This window comes from Pullulanibacillus camelliae (genome assembly GCF_014642655.1).
Classification (GTDB): Bacteria; Bacillota; Bacilli; order Bacillales; family Sporolactobacillaceae; genus Pullulanibacillus; species Pullulanibacillus camelliae.
Window position 1 is genome coordinate 1 of record NZ_BMIR01000028.1, and the last position, 19,313, is coordinate 19,313.

A 19,313-nucleotide genomic window follows, 5' to 3' on the forward strand; every position below is an offset into this window, starting at 1 on the left:
ATCGTTTCAACTCCTTGTTGGGTTTTGTTTGGTCACTTACCTATTCGGAGTTGCCGATGGCTTTTCCTCTTTTCTATTTTTGCGAACTTAATTATACGTGATCGACTACCCATATTACCAATGTTAAAGAGTATACTAATGGTACAATTAGAACTAAATAGAAAAAGTAGGATTGATTATATATGTATTTTAAACTCGAAAAAGAAATGACTCCAATAATCAAACAAAATGCAGTTAGAATTTTCAAGTGCAATGCAGTTTCAGAAGAGTTGCCTGTTAACCATCGTATAGTGGATATAGTCCTTTCCCAAATATCTTTCTCACAGCAAAATCAGTTTGAAAAATATAGGACTGCTTTAAACAAATTATCAATGGCTGAATTGGATGTGCTTGCAGATATATACATAAAAAGAAAGGTAAGTATTCATTATTTGATAAAGAAGTTAAGATTGAGTAGTGAATCGATTAAGGAAATGTACCTAAAAAAACTTATTGAAAATGGTTTGCTAGTGAAAACATCAAAATTCATGTATGAAACAACCGATTGGTCAAGTATAAAAATTGGCAATATGGTTGCAATTGAGGCTAAATTATCCGATTGGAAAACAGTTCTTGCTCAAGCGGTTGATAACTTTACATTCGCTGATTATTCATACGTAGCCCTAGATGAATCTATATGTTTATCAAATGAAGTAATAGAAAAATTTATTGAAAAAAACGTAGGAATACTAACAGTCAGTGGGGGAGATAAGTTAAAATTGGTATATAAGTGTAAAAAGAATAGACTTACTAATCCTAGTGACTTTGCTTTACAACGAATGCTATTATGTAGAGATCTTATTTGTAATCGTTCAAAATGGAAACTACTATAAACGATTGGAGGAAAGCAAATGGGGAATCCTTTTGATCCAAGCCTATCAATAGATGAAGTAGATTCATCATTTGAATATTACAGGGTATTTGACACTCTTGGTGAGGGCGGACAGGGTAGTGTATTCAAGGGAATTGATTTGAGGACAAATCAAGAAATTGCAATAAAGGTATATTCACCCAATCAGTTAGTTAAGAGGGCTGAATTAGAAGTGAGTAAACTTGAAAGGGTTGACTCACCATATCTTGCCAATGTGATAGAACATGGATATGCAACAATAAGAGATACACAATGTTATTTTGTTACAACGGGCTACATGGAAGGTTCCGACTTGAAAGAAGTATTAAAAACAAGAAAACTGACCTTAGATGAAACAAGAAAGTTATTAATAGATATTCTGTCGGCAATTGATGATTTATGGAAATTAAGAGTTGTTCATAGTGATTTAAAACCCGCAAATATTCTATATCTATCAAATGGTGACTTTGTTTTGATAGATTTAGGTTTTGCAAAACACCTTGATAACGAATCAATAACAATGGGACAAATTATAATGGGCACTTGGGGTTATATAGCACCTGAGCAAATAAGGGGGAGACACAACTTAACATTGCGTGCCGATATGTTTTCTCTTGGGGTCTTGGCATATGAAGCAATAACAGGTATCCATCCATTTCATCGGAATCAAGATCTAATTTTTGGTCAAATGCAGGCAACACCGATTAATCTCCTTACACATATTGACGAAAAGTTATCCAGGTCAATTCATTGGCTAATGGAACTACAGCCTTTAAAAAGACCTGTTTCTGGTAAACAAGTGATTGAACTTTTAAAGGAGGATATGTAAAGTGTATTTATTAAACTTAGGTTATCAATGGAGTAATAACGAATTGGCTGACGGTGTTATTATTAATGCTAGTGGGATACATATACAACAAGCTAACAGGAGAGAGCAAATTGAAAACGCAAAATGGAAACTATTTGATCCTCAATTTTATTTGAAATCATTAGATTTAGAACAGTGTAAAAAGACCTGTGAACGTTTATCAACGTACCCATGGTTTGGGGGAAGTGCTATTACCTTCGATAGTGGAGAATATACACCTACTGCTTGGTTTCAGGAACACAAAGAAAATGTACAGTGGAATAACCTAATTCCGTCGGAAGAGAGCGAAATTATGGACCTCATACGAGATTGTTTGGCATTTCAAGAGTCTATAGGAGTTACACATTTAATTGCACCTCTACCTATCATTGAAAATCCAGAAGATGAATTTGCATTACAGTTAAAATGGATTGATGTTGTCGAGAGACTACAGGATGAATTTGAAAAACCCATTTTAGTAACTTTAGCATTCTTAGATAATCTCTTCTTCTATGAACCCCCTTTAACAAATAAACTATTTCAAACCATGTTAGACAACTTAGCCGTAAGGACAGAATTGGATGGGGTATATGTAGTTCCAATACAAACAAATGATTCATCTACTAAGGTAGATGATAAATATGTTGTGGAAAGTATATTGCATATTTGCAATATACTGTCACAAAATGAAAAGGTTGTAGTTACAAATTATATAGATTCACTAGGTTTTGCCTGTTTAGGAGCAGGAGCGACTGCTTTTGGTAGCGGTTACTCTAATAAGGACAAAAGAATGTGTTTTAATGATTTTATAGATGCTTCAGGTGGTCGGTCTTACCCACGTTTTTACTCACATAACTTAATTTCTGATTTGTATTCAAATAGGGACTTATCAAAAATTAGAGATGTTAGGTTACTAAGACTTATAAAGGAAGATATCACAAATATAAGTAAAGATTTATTTAATGAACTAATAAGTGGTGGTTCTGCAAATAATGTACCTAATTGGCGTGAAAGTCTTAACAATATAACTGCATCTAAACAACATAGGATTTTGTGCTTTAAGGAAAAAACAAATGAATTGTTAGAAATAGAAGGTATAGAAGAAAAAGAATCATATATCCTAGGGTGGTTACAAAATGCTGAGGCTTTTAGACTTTTACTTGATTCTAAATTACAGGACAATCCATTGAGTGATGATTCAAGACATATCTCCCTATGGCTAGGAGCTTTTGAAAGTTACCTAAATAACAGATAACCTAATAAAGAGACGAGAAGTATTTGGATCTCGTCCCATTTTTTTGCCTCTTAAATTACCACGGTGAACCGTATCATAAGTAGGGGTAAAAATTTTTGAAGATAAGGTGGGTATTTATCATTCGAAACTGGCTTTTGAGGAAGAGTAGTAGATAGTAAATTATATATTTGTAAAAACGGTATCTTTAAAATCAGAAAGCGTTGAAGCGCATTTCATCATTTCAAAGACATTTTCATTCTCAAATAATGATAGTATGGATTCGTAAATTTTTAAAAATATTTGTTTGTCTAGTTTATTAATGGCTATAAGTAAGACAACATGCACGATATTATCTCCCCAAGTGATACCCCTTCTACTTATTGCTACACCAATGCTTGTCTGTAAAGCATTCATATGAACAGAATGAGGTATTGCAATTTGTCCAAAGGATGTAGAAGAAGCATTTTCTCTTTCAAATACATCTGATTTAAAAGAATGTTGAACAAAGCCCAAGTTTACCATCTTATTACATATTCTTTCGATAACCTCTTCTTTAGAAATATCTTCCATCTTAAAGAATAAATTTTCATTAAAATATCGCTCGAAATTGTCAAGAATAATTCCTTTTTTTCTGAGCTGTTGAATTTCATGAATTTTACCGTGTATTTCTTTTTTTTGACTATCGAATTGGAATGGAGAAATTAATACTGATTGATAATAATTTTTCCTCTGATCATCTATTACTGTAATTAATAAATCGAAAGTGTAGGTTTCTAATTCTTCAAAATTGGATATTTCTGCCATCAAATCAATATCATTGGAAAATTCATGTAAGATTTGATTATAAATATTAGTTTTAAGACCTAAATAATCAGGGCATAAGAGAATACATTTTAATTTATCTGTTGCAGTTTTTTGACGGTCAATTTCTGTTCCAATGTGAATTGCTATAAAAGCGATTTCATCTTCATTTATTTTAATGTTATATATTTCAGCAAGTCTCAACGAAACAAATATCGAGATATCATATATTATAGGGCAATCCCGCTTTATGTTCTCTAAAAGAGGATTTTTATTATACTTTTTTAAGGAAGCTCTGGTAACTAATGACTTAATGTGTAAACCGAACGGAATGAAAAAGCTTTCATGTTTTAAATCAATAGAATATAAATCTGAAACCTCATCAATTATTTCATGGACAATTTTTAATGCTTCCGGACCAACTATATTTTTTAGCTGGTTAAAATTTGAGTTGGCATCAACCAAATAATTAACATTAGTTTTAAACAGAATATAAATTTCGTTTCGTTCATAAGTATTTAAATTTATTGAAAAATCCCTTTCAATTCTTTTTGATATCTTTTCAATAAGTTCCATATCCTCGGAGCTGTCCGTCAAAATGTTTCGAAAGTCTGAAAGATAGAACCCCTTTTTAACCCTATCAATAAGGATTGAAAAGTGTAATAACAGGTTCATGTAAGCAAAATTATTTAGGTAATAGTTGTTTTTTAAAAAAAATTCATTAATAATGTTAGTTATTTTTCCAATATCCTCTTCAGCAAATGATTGTTTTAGGGTATTTGTATCAATTATACGATTATTTGTTTCTTCAAAAATAACACTTGATAATAGTGAACGTTTATCTTTTTCAGCTCCGTTGATATGCAATATTTCATTTTGAGTATAAAAACGAATATTAAACTTCTGAAAAGTATTGTTCATCTTTGTCAGGTCAGCTTTAAGAGTAGAATAACCAACAAATAGTTCATCACAGAGATCCAAAACGTTTGGATTTTTGTGTTCCACTAATATCTTTTTGATAATATAGTATGCTCTTTCCAAGTAGTTTTGAGGTAGAGAATTATCTTCATCTAAAAAAGAAAGAGCATCTTGTTTGTTAATTAAATAACCTTTACTAAAGGAGTGAATAATCTTTTTATCAGTCATCATATTAATATCTTTTATATAAGTTTTAACCGTTCGAACAGAAACATCCAAAAGTTTTGCTAACTCAGACGAGGGGCATGGCAATTGTTGTTCCATTAAATATAGTATTAATTTTTTCTTTTTGTCTGTCATAGTTCTTCACCACCTTAAACCTTTATGCATTTAAATTATTATAACGAAACCAGTTGTTAATTCAACTTGTGAATTGCACCATGCGGTGCAACTTTTTTAATTTGTTTTTTGCACTCAATCATGCAAAAAGTGAGTGGAGGCGTTTTAAATGTTGTTCCATAATAAAAGCATAAAATGAAAGGAGAAATTTACTATGGAAAACCTAAATATTTTATTGTGTTGTGGAGCAGGGATGTCAAGTGGATTCTTAGCTCAAAAAGCTAGAAAAGCAGTAAAAAAAAAGGGGCTAAAAGTTAGAATTGAAGCAAAAAGCGAATCTGAAGCAGCTGCAAATTTATCATCTATAAATATTTTGCTATTAGGTCCCCACTATGAATCCCATAAGGATGAGTTTAGAAAATTAGCAAAGCCTTTTGATGTACCCGTAGAAGTAATTCCACAAAAGATTTACGGCACATTAGATGGAGAAAAGTTATTAGATTTTGCTCTTGAAATCATTGAAAATAAAAAATAATAATGAGAGGGAGTAGAAATTGAAGACTTTTATGAACTGGTTGAGCACTTCATTTGCTCCAAAAATGAACAAGATTACAATGAATCCTTGGGTATCAGCATTATCCAGTGCTATGCAAAAAATAATCCCTTTTATTTTAACAGGATCCTTAATTTTTCTCTATAATGTTATTCGCTCCTATATCCATGTCTTACCTGATTTAGGACAAATAGCTAATTATACTTTCGGAATGTTAGGATTGTTAATTGCATTTATGATGGCAAATCAAGTTATGGAAAAATTGGGTAGAACTAATTATCCGGTGATGGCAGGTTTAACAGCTATTTCTGTGTTCATCATGTTTATTAAGCCAGTGGTTAATAATAATGGAATTATGACAGTTAATTTTGAAAGATTTGGACCTACAGGTATTATCGTGGGAATTATAGCAGGTTTATTTGTTTCAGTTATTTTTAATCTTATTGGAAAGTTCAACTGGCTAAGCGAGTCAAGTTTGCCTGATTTTGTAATTGGATGGATTAATAGTATTATTCCAATATTTATTTCTATAGGCCTAGCTGTTTTATTAAGTTTCGAATTCAATTTAGATATATTTGGCTTGATTATAAAAATATTTTCACCTATTCAAAATTTTGGTCAAACTTTACCAGGGTTTATTTTACTTATATTTATAATGACTTTCTTTTACACATTAGGAATTTCAACATGGTTGTGGTCTGCAATTCAAACACCAATTTTCATGGCTGGAATAGCTGCAAATATTGCTGCTGCACAACATGGTTTACAACCAACAAATATTGTAACCAATGAAACAGTATTCACAGCGGCCCTAATTACAATGGGGGGTGTGGGCGCTACCTTAGGGTTAAATTTCTTAATGCTTTTCTCTGAGTCAAAGGACTTGAGAACAATATCTAGGCTAACTATTGTACCATCTATTTTTAATATTAATGAACCTATTATGTTTAGTACTCCTGTCGTTATGAATCCAATTCTAATGTTACCAATGTGGATTAATGGGATTACGGGACCGGTAGTTATTTGGGTTGTAATGCGAGCTCATCTTTTAAATATTCCAGATAAAATGATCCAAGTTGGGCAAATTCCTGCACCTTTTTCAAGTGTAATGATTACTCAAGACTTGCATGCAATAATAGTTTACTTTGTATTATTAGCAATATACCTTGTTACATGGTATCCATTCTTCAAAGTATATGAAAAGCAAAAATTGAAAGAAGAACAGGAAGAGTTTGAAGAACTCAGTAATACAGTAGAAGCATAGAAATACAGAATAAAGGATTGGTGGATGAGGATGTCAAATTCAGTTGAGAAAGAAGAACTAGAAAATGAGTTGGTCACTGTTGCCATGCAGATCATTTTATACGCAGGAAATGCAAGAGCGTTAGCGGACGAGGCATTTAAATTTGCAAAGGAAGAAGATTTTCAGGTTGCTTATAAAAAAATGAAAGAAGCCGATCAAGAAATATTAAAAGCTCATCAAACTCAAACAAAGGTTATCCAGGATGAAACACGGGGAATTTCACATGAGCCTTCCTTGTTATTCAATCATGCCCAAGATCATTTAATGACGATTATGTCTGAGATTCGTATTACAAATAAAATGATTGAGTTACATGAGCTGACATTGAAACGTAAATGAACAAATAGAAGTGTTAACTTTAGTTGAAATTTTAAAAAAATAAAAATTTATAAAGTATATGGTATTTTCAAGAGCACACTTTATCGGTAAAAAATTAAATAAAGGGGCGCTAGCAATGAATAACAATAAATTTATTTTTCCTAAGGGTTTTCTATGGGGAGCGGCAACGGCCGCATGTCAAATAGAAGGCGCCTATGACGTGGATGGCAGAGGTCTTTCAACATCTGATATTCATAAATTTGAAGCTGGTTTAAATAGAAGAGAATTAGTAGAAGATGAGCACACTAGTGTAAGTCTAGCAAAAGCAGTCGCAGATAAGGATGGATATTATCCTAAGAGGTATGGGAATGGATTTTACTATCGGTATAAGGAAGATATTGCTTTAATGAAAGAGATGGGATTTAATAGTTTTCGACTTTCTATTTCATGGTCAAGAATTTTTCCAAATGGTGATGAATTAGAGCCTAATGAGAACGGTCTTAAATTCTATGATAAAGTTATTAAAGAAATAGTTAATGCTGGAATGGAACCTATCGTGACTATGTTGCACTATGATATTCCGCTTAACTTAGTGACTAAATATGGAGGATTTAGGAATCCTAAACTTATAGATTTTATGATGAGATATGGAAAATTATTAATAAACAGATATGGAGATAAAGTAAAATATTGGATTCCATTTAATCAAATTAATTTGATTCAATATTGCGGGTTCAAATCTTTAGGAATTTTAAGAGATAAAACCGAAAATTTTCAAGAAGATCAATATAAGGCAATTCATAACCAATTCATAATTAATGCGAAATTAAAGGAATTTGCCAAAAAACATAATCCAGATATTCAAATTGGAATTATGCTAGCTGACTGTACTTATTTTCCACATACTTGTAAGCCAGAAGATGTAGTTTTTACAATGAAAAGAAATCGTATGCAGTATTTCTTTGCAGATGTTCCGTTAAGAGGAGAATATCCGGGACATATGTTGAGATTTTTTAAAGAAAATAATATTAATATTAATATTAGTGAGGAAGATAAAATTACTTTAAGAGAAAATACAAGTGACTTCTTAGCTTTTTCTTATTATTATTCTAGAACACTTGATGCAGAGAAAAATACTATGGATGCGGCATCTGTAAGTGACAACCCCTATTTAGTAGGGAATGACTGGGGATGGACAATCGATCCACTAGGTTTCTACAACTCTCTCAGCCAATATTGGGACCGATATCAAAAACCAATCATGATTGCTGAAAATGGATTTGGTCATGAGGATGTTTTTGAAGAGGGTACAGTCCATGACGATTATAGAATTAACTATTTAAAAGAGCATGTTCTGTCACTTGCGGAGGCTTTGCAAGATGGAGTAGAAATAATTGCCTATTTAACTTGGGCTCCAATTGATTTAGTAAGTTCTGGGACATCTGAAATGTCTAAAAGATATGGTTTTGTTTATGTGGATTTAGATGATTTCGGTAAGGGTACAGGAGATAGGTTTAAAAAAGATTCTTTTTATTGGTATAAAAAAGTGATTGAAAGTAATGGAGCTAAATTGGATTTAGATAATGAAAATGCAATGAGTTCTGAAAAATAATTATTCTGGTAGTAAACTCAGCAACACAAAGGGAAATACGCAGTACGTCGAAAATGCAAATGGTGGGGGAACATTAAAAATAGGATGGGGAATCCAGCATAATAAAATGTTGGATTTCTCTTTTTATGCTCTAGGATAGGTATATTTATAAAGATCCTAGAAAAAAAGTTAGTTGAGCCCGTATAATTGTGTAAATTGAGTTTTGTGAAAAAAGAAGAGCCAAATTCAAATCTCTCAGCTAAGAATATAGGTAACAACACCAAAAATTCTAGAAAGCGAGTTGATTTGAAATGGCTCAATACAAGATTAACGTAGATTCGGAGATTCTGCATCAATTATTTTTAGGAAATTCCAAAGACGCAGGGGTGCATGCCTTGTTGGAATCCGTATTGAACCAGGTATGACAGGCACAAGCCAGTGATCAGCTTGGTGCAGAAAAATATGAACGCAACGAAGATCGTAAGGGTTATTAAATAACTTGGATATAGATAACAGCATGTTATGGTCAAACGTTGCCCTTTAAACATCGGTATTGACTGTTTTTTGCTCCAGCTGATTGTTATCTTTGTCGCGTAGCTGCCCAAGCCCATCTTTAAGTGGTAACAAGAAGCTGAGGCCACTAAGTATGGCGGGGAGACCAATTAATACGTACATCCATTGTAGTGGCACATAAACCAGTAGCCATCCATAAATAGCCATCCCGAGCGGAATAGCCAACGTGGAAACAGCACCGAGAGTTGAAAACATACGTCCCCGCATTTCCTTTGGGATGACTTGGAGTGCCAACGCACCGATAGATCCGTTAAGAGTGCCAAGTGCAAATCCGGATATTAAACCAAAAGCAATTGCCCAGTAAAAATCAATGAAAATACCAATCAAGCTAACACCGATATCAGCTATCACTAATCCCGCAAATAAAATAGTTTTCAAACCAATCCGTTTATTCATGTGTCCAAGTAGCATGCCTCCAATTAAAATACCTATAAAGACAGAAGCGTTAATGATACCGAGCATTAATCCATTGCCGTTCATTGGTCCCTTAACCCAAGCCGTCATAACTAAGTCAATTGGTGCCAATGCGCAATTAGTTACCATCGCAGCCAACGTGATTCTCAATAACACCCTTAAACGGACAATAGTACGAATGCCATCCAACCACTCACGTACGAAAGACGACCTTTTTGTCGGAGTGGGAACCACTTCTTTAACTCGTACGAAGAATAGACTGATAAGGGAAAAGGCAAATGTGATAGTATTAATCAAAAATAGGAGCGGTGCCCCAATCAAAAATATCAGTGTGCCGCCGAGTAAAACTCCAAATAACTGTGCTAAGGCACCACCGGATTGCACTAGCCCCATGGTGGAGGATAGTTTCTCTTGAGGTAAAATTAAAGGTAATAAAGACGCCTCTGCTGGGCGATAGAAGGTACCTACTAATTCAAGTAACAAAACTAATATAAGTAAAGTCATGAATGGTGGATGTAACAAGACTACAAAATAGAGCGCAAGAGAAATAGTGGCACGCAGGATGTTGGTCCAAATCAGCGTCCGTCTCTTGCGCCATCGGTCAATGAAAACCCCAATGAATAAACCAACAATGCTGGGCAGAGTTTGAAAAATACCTGTTAAAGCCAAGTCTGATTTTGATCCAGTCATTGAGAATACAAACCAAGGCAAAGCAATCATGAATAGATTATTACCTATTGCAGATACAATTTGCCCAGAGAATAAGATTGCAAAATTACGATTACGTAGGATAGACATAGGGCACCCCCAATAGTTGTATTTTCTTCCACTCTTTTGTTTAACGACCCCTTAATAACCCCCAATAGAAAAGAAAACTTTTGTAATACAATAGGAGAATTAAAGTAAATAAATATTATTTAATAGTATTAAATACCATAGAATGTAATCTCCGTTATAAAAAGATTTTGATTCCCTTTATCACTGCCCCAATCAAATCCTCCTTTTACCATTGTTTACTTATGTACAGTAACATAATCTCTATAAAATAAGCGGTTTAACATATGTTATTGAAAATAAACTGTGCAAGCGGTAAAATTAAAGGTAAATAATGGTAGATGAATGAGGGCGACCGCATTCGGACTACTATGTTAAACAATGAAGTAATGGGAAAGGGTTGTTCTATCATGTCCTTCGGCAAAAAATTACGTGAATTACGTCTAGAACGAGGGCTTTCACAAGCTGATTTGAGTGGACCTGGTGTATCAAGATCCCTTGTTAGCCAACTAGAACGTGATCGTATTCGACCTACCGCACAATCCTTACAAACGCTTTCCGAAAAATTAGGAGTCAGCTACGACTTTCTTAGGGATTCTGTTACTCCGATAGAAAACGCTTGTCATACGTTACTCAAGCATGCATGCATGGAAAGCCATTGAAAAGGGCGACGCTCAAGATGCCTATGAGCTGTCTGATCAAGCAGTGACTATTTCGGTGGACATCGGGGATCGAGATTTAATTAGTCAAGCACAACTTGTTCGTGGATGGGCTTTAATGGTGAAAGGAGAATCAAATAAAGGGTTAAAGGATGTTTCACAAGCTGAAAGTCGATTTATAAAGCCGAAATCTATCAAACCTTTTCGGGTATTACAAACCATGGCAATGTCGGCTTTTTATAATGATTATTATGGTCTCGCAGAGTCATATCTAGAATCTATTTTAAGCATGACACCTCCACGAAGTCTTGAAAGTGCAAATGCAAACCTACATCTAGGATTGGTTAGACAAGCTCGTTATGGAGCATCGGCTGGGTATGAGGAATTTCTCAAGGCGGAGAATATAGGTGCAACCATTGGAGAAAGGCATATAGAAGCATGGGGAATCTGTGGACAAATTACCTCTTCTATACACCAAAATCGTACATCCCCTAAAGAAAAATGGTCAAGGTTAAGAAATATTATAAAGAATAAAGATAGGGCCATATCCGAAATTTATATTGAACCACTTATTGCCTATGAGCAACGCCATCTTGGTAATTATAAGAAATCGATTGAAATACTTATTAAATTTTGGGAATCTAGTTTAGATAATGACCAAAGCATACCGCATATCGCTTACGAATTATCACGAAGTTATGTAGCAATAGGGGAATATGACTTGGCGCAAGAGGTTATTGATAAAGGGCTGGAAGTTATCCCTATAACGCGTCGTACATACACTTTTATTCGACTTTGGATTGTTCAGGCATGGATATACTATTATAAAGGACAATCTCTTAAAGCGATTAATACCTTGCAACCACTATTACATCTTTCGCGTGTTATGTATCTTAATAAAATAGAATCCCATATATCTAATTGGCTTAGAGACTGGGAATAAAGCTTAAATCAAAAACCACCCTTAATAGGTGGTTTTTGGCATCTTAGGGATCTTAATTTGACTCTAGAAGTTGAGAAAATATTATCAATGAGATTTTAATAATAAATTGTTTTTATCGATACACTCATTTTTGTATGGAAGGTGTTCGCGTAACAAAATTGGGTCGGGAAGATTATATGCCTTCTGCAATATACTGTAGGCAACACCTAAGGAACCAGTCATTAAACTCGGATTATCAACTTTGTACATATCTCCCCTCCAACCTGGTCTAGTTTGTCCTGGTTCACGTAATTCGTTTATGTAGACGAGAGTATCACACACATTTTCGTGATAAATCTTGTTTTCTGTAGCCCTATATAAATCTTGATAAGCAGCGGTTAAGCTTATAATGCCGTGACAACGGCAAAGTGGGGGCATCCCGTTCATAAAGTTCATCTTAGTGGCTACTTGATTTGCCAAACTAAGCGCATCTCTTTCCCAAACTGAAGCACTGATTAAAAAATGGATTATCCCGGGTGATCCATGGCACCAATAAAATTGTTGCTCACCATCTTCAACTGAAGTACTCCAGTTTGAATTCCTATGAGTGGCGGACAATGTATTGAAGATGTTAGAAACGGCAGACCGTGCATCTGAATTCCCCGTAATTTGATACGATGAGGATAAAGCATAACCGATTCCAGCTATTTCATGAGCAAAGCCTAAATAATGTTGTTTCCCAATTTCACTCCTCCAAAACAAAGATTTGCCAAAATAAGTTGAGTTGGTAAGAAGTTGATCTTCCAAACGACAAATTAAATCTAAAAATCGGGTGTCACCAGTATGGTTATAAATAATAAGCGCAGTATGGAGCAACCCTGCTGAACCATGTGTCCAGTCAAAATATTTAGGTGTAAGTAACTGTGATTCACAACTTTTAAGTACAATATCAGTAGCCTTTTTTAACCAATTATCTCGACTCCAGGCAACTCCAGCCAAAAACACTGAGAGTCCATAACCTCCGTGTCCGAAATGTAAGCCATTAGCCTGCGACTCAACTGAATTTACTGACTTATGTAACACACTAATGTACTTTGAGATAGTTGATTCCTTAATGTTATGCTGTGGTGAATGCATATGAAGCAATGCGGCTATTTGAACGATTCCAGCCATACCATTGTGAAGGGACCAAGCTGCTCCTGGACCAGACCAATCCTCTTGAGGATTATTTAATACTTCTTTAATAAAGGTGTTAGCTATCTCAATGTTTGCATGAGCTTGGTAGAATGAACTTGGTTCAGTATTGGAATTGATGTATTTCAGCAGTTTAATTTTAGAACTATTCGACATTCCCTTAACAGGTGTTGTTAATGTATTCATAGTAAATATAGTTTGGGTAACCGCGTACCAGTCATCTTTTTTGGTAGCTGGGGAATCAACGTTAATCCATGGAGCAATAAATCCTGGGGTCCCAGACTTTATAGGTTTTATTTCAATAGGCTCATATATAGAAAACTCAAAATCTATTATTGACACATTTGCTTCATCTGTTACCGCCATCTTTATGTCTGTTTAATAAAACTAGAAAGTTGAAGAAAGATTTTTGACTGAGGCCTAGACGGATACATCGTGAGTGATGTTGGAATTCAAATTGGTTCAGGGACTAATTTGAATAAGGAAATTTATAGATGAGAGTTGGGAAGCCAATCCTTGTCTTTTTTTTCCTCTTAAATCACCACATTGCACCGCACCATAAACAAATAAGGTTTTATAATTGATAAAAGCAAATAACAAATTATAAGTCATGTCCATTAAGTCAAATGCAATCCATACAAAATGATGTTTAGCATTTTGTGGAAGTTCTGAAATTTGTTATGATAAAGAAAATCAATGAAAAGCCTCAAAGTAATGTAACGTTAACGAAGTAGATGAGTCTCATTACAGCCAAACAATATCATTTGTTTGAGAGACTTTTAGCTGAAACCTAATTTTGTCTATGAAAGGTCTACATGTTTATTTTGCAATACATAATTGTAGCTTGTAAATCAAGTTTTCTATATAAAGAAGATAAGGGGAGGGAGAGCGTGAATAGAAGGAAAGATATTTTAAATGCTTGGATTACGATGGAGCAACTATCCGAGGGATCTATTAATAAAAAAGACAAATCGCTAAAGCCTTTACATACAGTGGATGAGGACTGGAATAAGTTTTTTTCTGACTTTTTAACTAAACAAAAAGAACAACAAATGGAAGAACAAAAAAAACAACAAAATGATGTATCAGATCAGTTCTTTAAGAAGTCGGGCTTAGTATTATATTTTGATATTTTCAACTTTCAAGACGTTGTGGACATATTGAGGAAGAAATACAAGATTGCTAAAACCTACGAAGAAGTTAGTAACTCTGACAAATTCACCTTCTCTTTATATTTCGATAACCAATTAAATTTTATAGCAGACAAATTGTTCTTTACAATGAGTGGTTATATCCGCCAACATGGTGATTTGCCAAAAGATTTTTTTAAGGTTGAAAACGCATTTAGAGAAGATTTGAACAGGAAATTTGCCGAGAATTTTAATGCGACAATTTCTGAACTTTTACAAAAGCATAATGTTTCCAGGGAAAACTTTCGCTATGCATTTGTGAGAAATTTGGATAATGGTGATGTACGTCTTCACTCATTCTTTATTGAAGATCTGAATAAAGTAAAGACAGTCTCTAATAAAAATTTGGATCAATATTTTAATGGCTTTTCTGGGGACAGGCAAAATCTAGATAGTCATAAAGAGTCGGTTCATTTTAACCCACATATTTTCGAGGCTATCTTACAACCTAAATTTTATCCGTTGGGACGATTCCCAAGTCATCCTGATTTTGCGCTTTCATTTATGCAACAAGTTGCGGTAAATCTAGCATTAAATGATGAAAATGCTATTCGTAGTGTTAACGGACCACCTGGAACAGGGAAAACAACACTGCTGAAAGATATTTTTGCTGACTTAGTAGTGCAACAGGCGGTGGAAATTGTACAGCTTTCTAATAAAAGTATTCAAGGGAGTCTCGTTTACTGGCAAAGAGCTAAACTTGGCGTTTTACCACCTTCCATTTCAGATAAAAATATGATTGTTGCAAGTTCAAACAATGGGGCAGTCCAAAATATTGTTAAGGAGTTACCAAAGAGCAAGGAGATTGCTGATGTTTTTCAAAAGCAATTAGCGGAAGCAAATTATTTTAAAGCTGTTTCTAATTCTAAATTAACGAGTGAAGGCTTCGGAAAGAATCGAGAGATGAAAAGTGAGCTATTAAATGAGGAAAATTGGGGGACATTCTCTTTAGAAGGTGGAGCGGAAACAAACGTTAATAATTTACTTTTAAACATTGAAGCAATTGAAAAAGATTTAGAAGAACATTATCAAGCGAATCCAGATGTATATGAAGACTTCTTACATCTCTATGATGAATTAAAAATTGAAAAGGAAAGAATACAAGAATATAGCGAAAAAATGTATTCTCTTAAAAAATTGACAACCAAGCATAAGGAGCAATTCGTAGCTTTTGAACAAGAGGAAAAAGAGAAACGAATAAATTTAATTTCACAGGAAAGGGAAGCAAGGCGTGAAATTGAAAGTCTGAGACAAGAAAGTATAAATCTGCAAAATGATTTATCCAATGTTTCCATTGAACTTGAGAAATTAACTAATGTACAAGCTCAAGCTGAAAGAAATTATAATGTAGTGACTTCACAAAAGCCAAGTTTTTTATGGTTCCAGAAAATATTTAATAAACCTAAAGTTGAGCGGTATTTCAAGACTCTCAATGGTTTGAATGACCATTTAAATCATCTTTCTCAACAAAAAACTAAATTGTTGGATGAGCACATGCAACGCGAAAAAAGTTTAAGGGAAAATGCTACAAAAAGTGAGTATGCGCAAAAACAAATTCAGGACACAAAAGCGGACTTTAATCGATGGATGATTTCTCAACAGAATGATTTTAAAAAATTGGAACAAGAAATTGCGTTATTGGAAGAACTCAAATTTCAAAGGGGAATAAAGGAACTAGATTTTTCACTATCATATGATGAACTTCAAAAGTCTAATCCATGGTCCACAAAGCAGTTCCGTATTTTACAATCAGAGTTATTTATCTCTGCCTTAAAAGTTCGAAAGCAATTCTTATATGAAAACAGAAAGAATTTAAAAGCGGCGAGGATCATTTGGAATAAACAGTCTGAATATATTGGGAAACAGAATGGACATCAGTTAATTTCAGAATCATGGCAATGGCTGAATTTCACTATCCCTGTTGTCAGCACGACTTTTGCTAGTTTCGGTCGAATGTTTAAAAACCTTAATGAAAATTCAATAGGTAATCTATTCATAGATGAGGCCGGTCAAGCACCACCACAAGCAAGTGTTGGTGCAATTTTTAGAAGTAAAAAGGTTATGGTTGTTGGGGATCCTTCACAAATAAAACCAGTAATAACGTTAGATTCAAATGTTCTGACCTTGATTGGTAGATATTACAATGTTGATGAAAAATTTGTCTCTGCTGATGCGTCTACTCAAACAATAGTGGATGCCGCAAGTCGGTATGGCTTCCAAAAGAATGAGGATGAATGGATGGGTATCCCACTTTGGGTACACAGACGTTCGAACTATCCAATGTTTACGATTTCAAATGAAATCTCGTATGATGGGTTGATGGTACAAGGTAAAACAGAAGATGAGTCACAAGGAAAATCACAATGGTATGATTCAATAGGAAAAGCAAATGACAAATTTGTTAAAGAACAAGCTGACTTACTGAAAAGCTTGATTGACAAACGTTTGCAGGAAGATCCAGATATGGCTGACGAAATCTATGTGATATCCCCATTTAGAAATGTGACTTATAAACTTGCACAAGTTTTAGACGAAATTAACTTCACGAAACGAGAAAAAGATAAATCAACAAATATTGGAACCGTTCATACTTTTCAAGGAAAAGAAGCAAAAATTGTCTATTTTGTTCTTGGGGCGGACTCTAATAGCAGTGGGGCAGCAAGATGGGCTGTTTCTGAACCCAATATAATGAATGTTGCAGCTACACGAGCTAAAGAGGAATTTTATGTTATTGGCGACAGGAAATTGTATGCATCACTTGGTAGTAGAGTGGCAAATCAAACGATTTCGATCATTGACGACTATAATAGGTCGTTCAATGAATAGTGTAGAAAACTTATTTTGGGAGGGCCATTTATTAGGGGTTCAAAAACTATAAATACTGAAATTCAAAGGTTAGTAGAGGAAAAGAAGAAATTAAGTACCGGTGTTAAAGAAATGGAGCTAAGGGTTAAGGAGGGTGCTACTACCTTAGTTATGGATAAAAAAAGAGCGCTTGAATTAGCTGAAAAAATAATGACGTTTGCACATGTATTAGAGGAAGATAAAAGAATAAATCTGACCGTGCTTAGAGGAAGTAATGGTGTTACGATTACTTCTTATTAGTTGTTAAAAATATTATAGAAAATGCTCTCAAAGATTGGGTGCTTTTTCTTTTTCTATTATACAAGTACTCAAAACTGCATTTAGGCATCATCTTACCCCAAACAATAAATTCTCCCAAAAACCAGCCCCCATCCTAACTAGAATTGGGGCTGGTTTTGAATATAAAATCATGGCCTTGTTCTTGTGATGCTCTATTTTTGTGCTGAATGGCTTAGTTGTAATTTTGCGGGCTTAATATTCTCCTTTGATGACAAAGAATGAGCCGCGGATGGTTCCGGCGAGTTTGGATTTTTGTCTAGCAAATTTAAACGTTCCTTCTAGTTCCTTTGGAATCTCCATCCCTTCGGAAAGCTTAAAGCCGACGGCGCGTTTTTTAGGGTTATCAATGGTATACATGACATTGAGCGCAAGGCCGTCCTCATAAAAGACGTAGGCAAATTTGATGTTTTCTACTTGGAAACGCGATGTCTCTAAAGGCTTGGCTGCAAACACAATCTCACGTTCTTCTTTTAAAATGTGGTTTACATAATCAAGGGTACTTGGGCTTTCGCTTGCGGGTACAACGGTAAATGCATGCTTGTATTTGTTCATAAAGTAGCGGGCTTCATTGGCACGTAGACCAGCGAGTGCTTCTGCTACAGGTGAAGACTCTAACCCAACGGTTGACACCTGTTTAAAATCGACGACATAGGACATGTTCATCCCACCTTTTTTTCCTATTTTGTAATCAGAATGTATTAACCTTTTGCTGACGCCCCTAAAGGAAGAGTGTATAAGGGTATGTGCGAATTGAATATTGAGCCCCTTTGAATTTTAGAACGGGTGATTCTGGGATGTCTCGACATTGAGGTCTCTGTAGGCATGATAGGTCTTGAAAGCTGAAACAACAAGGTTACCTCGAGCGGCAACAAGTCTATATGCTGCTCACTCCATATCAAGGCGGCGGTCTAACTGGGAATGGGGTGGCTTGTGTTCATATGAGTGAAAACATGTAAGTTTTTATGCTCTGACTTTGGCTACCTGAGGCTTAGCGATACGCTTAGTATGGTTGTACAAAGCGAGCGGGGGCCACTCATGTATGATTTGAAAATTCACAACAGGCATATTAAGCGAAGCGGCGACAGCCAAGTTTTCTCTATTTTTTTACGATGGGGATCCACATTTCACCATACACTCGGCCGTTTTGCACGCCCATCTCAACGGAGGCATTTGGTCCGCCGACGTAGGCGAAATCACCGAGCTCTGGCAGGACTTGGCCAAAGGCAATGTCGGTGAGTGTATGATGCAATTCGTCAGCGGTTTCTGCTTCTCCCTTAACAATGAGGTATTCCCCCTTGGGGAAGTGAATCACTCGAGTTGCTTCTGGTAGTGTCGCCTCTGTGATAACGCCGGCATAATGCATCATTTTGTTGTTGACTGCTTCATTCACGGCAAGCATGTAGTCATTTGTGGCTATCGCTTTTAAAGCGTCGAGCCGGCCAGCTTGTGTGAGGGTCTGCCAAAAGTCGGACTTTTCCTTATTGATGCCTGCGAAGTCTGTGTAATGGCTTTTCAGCTCTGTTCCAATGCCGACAACGGTAAAGCTGTCTTTTTCTTCAACGGTATAATCTTCCATGTTCAAAACCTTCCTTTTTTAATTTTGACTTGTATTTCTACTTGATGTGTTTATAATAGCCTTAAATCATGTCA

The 19,313-nt window shown here is 35.0% G+C and carries 16 protein-coding genes and 1 pseudogene; 12 read left to right on the forward strand and 5 right to left on the reverse strand.

All coding sequences use genetic code 11. From position 1 onward, the window contains the following. Positions 1 to 182: 182 nt before the first annotated feature. Genes IEW82_RS18340 through IEW82_RS18350 form a run of 3 tightly spaced genes read left to right on the forward strand, consistent with a single transcriptional unit; the run spans position 183 to position 2,991 of the window. Entirely contained in the window at positions 183 to 872 is a 690-nt protein-coding gene (locus tag IEW82_RS18340; RefSeq protein ID WP_188698408.1) for a hypothetical protein, read from the forward strand. Between the two features lie 18 nt (positions 873 to 890). Beyond that, positions 891 to 1,718 carry a serine/threonine protein kinase gene (locus IEW82_RS18345; RefSeq protein ID WP_188698410.1) on the forward strand — a complete coding sequence of 276 codons (828 nt, stop codon included), beginning with the start codon at positions 891 to 893 and terminating at the stop codon, positions 1,716 to 1,718. Between the two features lies 1 nt (position 1,719). Further along, positions 1,720 to 2,991 (forward strand): hypothetical protein, encoded by a 1,272-nt coding sequence (locus tag IEW82_RS18350; RefSeq protein WP_188698413.1) that lies wholly within the window; start codon positions 1,720 to 1,722, stop codon positions 2,989 to 2,991. Positions 2,992 to 3,150: 159 nt separating this feature from the next. Here the strand turns inward: IEW82_RS18350 and IEW82_RS18355 are convergent, their stop codons facing one another. Then, positions 3,151 to 5,049, reverse strand: coding sequence for a BglG family transcription antiterminator (locus IEW82_RS18355; protein WP_188698416.1), 1,899 nt, complete (start codon positions 5,047 to 5,049; stop codon positions 3,151 to 3,153). 193 nt (positions 5,050 to 5,242) lie between these two features. Between IEW82_RS18355 and IEW82_RS18360 the strand changes: the two genes are divergently transcribed. The 5 genes and pseudogenes from IEW82_RS18360 to IEW82_RS20120 form a co-directional block, all read left to right on the forward strand. Beyond that, positions 5,243 to 5,563 (forward strand): PTS sugar transporter subunit IIB, encoded by a 321-nt coding sequence (locus IEW82_RS18360; protein WP_188698419.1) that lies wholly within the window; start codon positions 5,243 to 5,245, stop codon positions 5,561 to 5,563. Positions 5,564 to 5,582: 19 nt separating this feature from the next. Then, positions 5,583 to 6,845: a PTS sugar transporter subunit IIC gene (locus tag IEW82_RS18365; protein WP_188698422.1), complete on the forward strand. Its 1,263-nt coding sequence runs from the start codon at positions 5,583 to 5,585 to the stop codon at positions 6,843 to 6,845. 30 nt (positions 6,846 to 6,875) lie between these two features. Continuing rightward, on the forward strand, positions 6,876 to 7,223 hold the full coding sequence (locus IEW82_RS18370) for a PTS sugar transporter subunit IIA (RefSeq protein WP_188698426.1): 348 nt from the start codon (positions 6,876 to 6,878) through the stop codon (positions 7,221 to 7,223). A gap of 115 nt (positions 7,224 to 7,338) precedes the next feature. After that, positions 7,339 to 8,814 carry a glycoside hydrolase family 1 protein gene (locus tag IEW82_RS18375; protein WP_188698429.1) on the forward strand — a complete coding sequence of 492 codons (1,476 nt, stop codon included), beginning with the start codon at positions 7,339 to 7,341 and terminating at the stop codon, positions 8,812 to 8,814. A gap of 290 nt (positions 8,815 to 9,104) precedes the next feature. Beyond that, positions 9,105 to 9,284, forward strand: a pseudogene (locus IEW82_RS20120) (transposase); the annotation flags it as partial. A gap of 49 nt (positions 9,285 to 9,333) precedes the next feature. Here IEW82_RS20120 and IEW82_RS18380 read toward each other — a convergent pair. Beyond that, positions 9,334 to 10,578 carry an MFS transporter gene (locus IEW82_RS18380; RefSeq protein WP_188698432.1) on the reverse strand — a complete coding sequence of 415 codons (1,245 nt, stop codon included), beginning with the start codon at positions 10,576 to 10,578 and terminating at the stop codon, positions 9,334 to 9,336. A 386-nt stretch (positions 10,579 to 10,964) separates the two neighbouring features. Here IEW82_RS18380 and IEW82_RS20475 point away from each other — a divergent pair, with 386 nt between their 5' ends. Both IEW82_RS20475 and IEW82_RS18390 read left to right on the forward strand, forming a co-directional pair. After that, positions 10,965 to 11,216, forward strand: a complete 252-nt coding sequence (locus IEW82_RS20475) for a helix-turn-helix domain-containing protein (protein WP_188698435.1) — start codon at positions 10,965 to 10,967, stop codon at positions 11,214 to 11,216. After that, positions 11,194 to 12,156 (forward strand): tetratricopeptide repeat protein, encoded by a 963-nt coding sequence (locus IEW82_RS18390; protein ID WP_188698438.1) that lies wholly within the window; start codon positions 11,194 to 11,196, stop codon positions 12,154 to 12,156. The genes IEW82_RS20475 and IEW82_RS18390 overlap by 23 nt, the downstream gene beginning before the upstream one ends. Positions 12,157 to 12,240: 84 nt before the next feature. On the opposite strand, the gene IEW82_RS18395 is transcribed toward IEW82_RS18390, so the two are convergent. Continuing rightward, a complete protein-coding gene (locus IEW82_RS18395) occupies positions 12,241 to 13,695 on the reverse strand; it encodes a lanthionine synthetase LanC family protein (protein WP_188698440.1) in 1,455 nt (484 codons plus the stop codon). A gap of 524 nt (positions 13,696 to 14,219) precedes the next feature. Between IEW82_RS18395 and IEW82_RS18400 the strand changes: the two genes are divergently transcribed. Beyond that, positions 14,220 to 17,345, forward strand: coding sequence for a DEAD/DEAH box helicase (locus tag IEW82_RS18400; protein ID WP_188698445.1), 3,126 nt, complete (start codon positions 14,220 to 14,222; stop codon positions 17,343 to 17,345). Between the two features lie 15 nt (positions 17,346 to 17,360). Further along, complete coding sequence (locus IEW82_RS18405) at positions 17,361 to 17,624, forward strand: hypothetical protein (protein WP_188698446.1); 264 nt, start codon at positions 17,361 to 17,363, stop codon at positions 17,622 to 17,624. A 231-nt stretch (positions 17,625 to 17,855) separates the two neighbouring features. Here the strand turns inward: IEW82_RS18405 and IEW82_RS18410 are convergent, their stop codons facing one another. Together IEW82_RS18410 and IEW82_RS18415 are read right to left on the reverse strand one after the other, a co-directional pair. After that, the gene (locus IEW82_RS18410) at positions 17,856 to 18,320 is read right to left on the reverse strand and encodes a DUF8821 family protein (RefSeq protein WP_188698449.1); all 465 of its coding nucleotides are present in this window, start codon (positions 18,318 to 18,320) and stop codon (positions 17,856 to 17,858) included. Positions 18,321 to 18,759: 439 nt separating this feature from the next. Then, a complete protein-coding gene (locus IEW82_RS18415) occupies positions 18,760 to 19,239 on the reverse strand; it encodes a GyrI-like domain-containing protein (protein WP_188698452.1) in 480 nt (159 codons plus the stop codon). Positions 19,240 to 19,313: the final 74 nt, after the last annotated feature.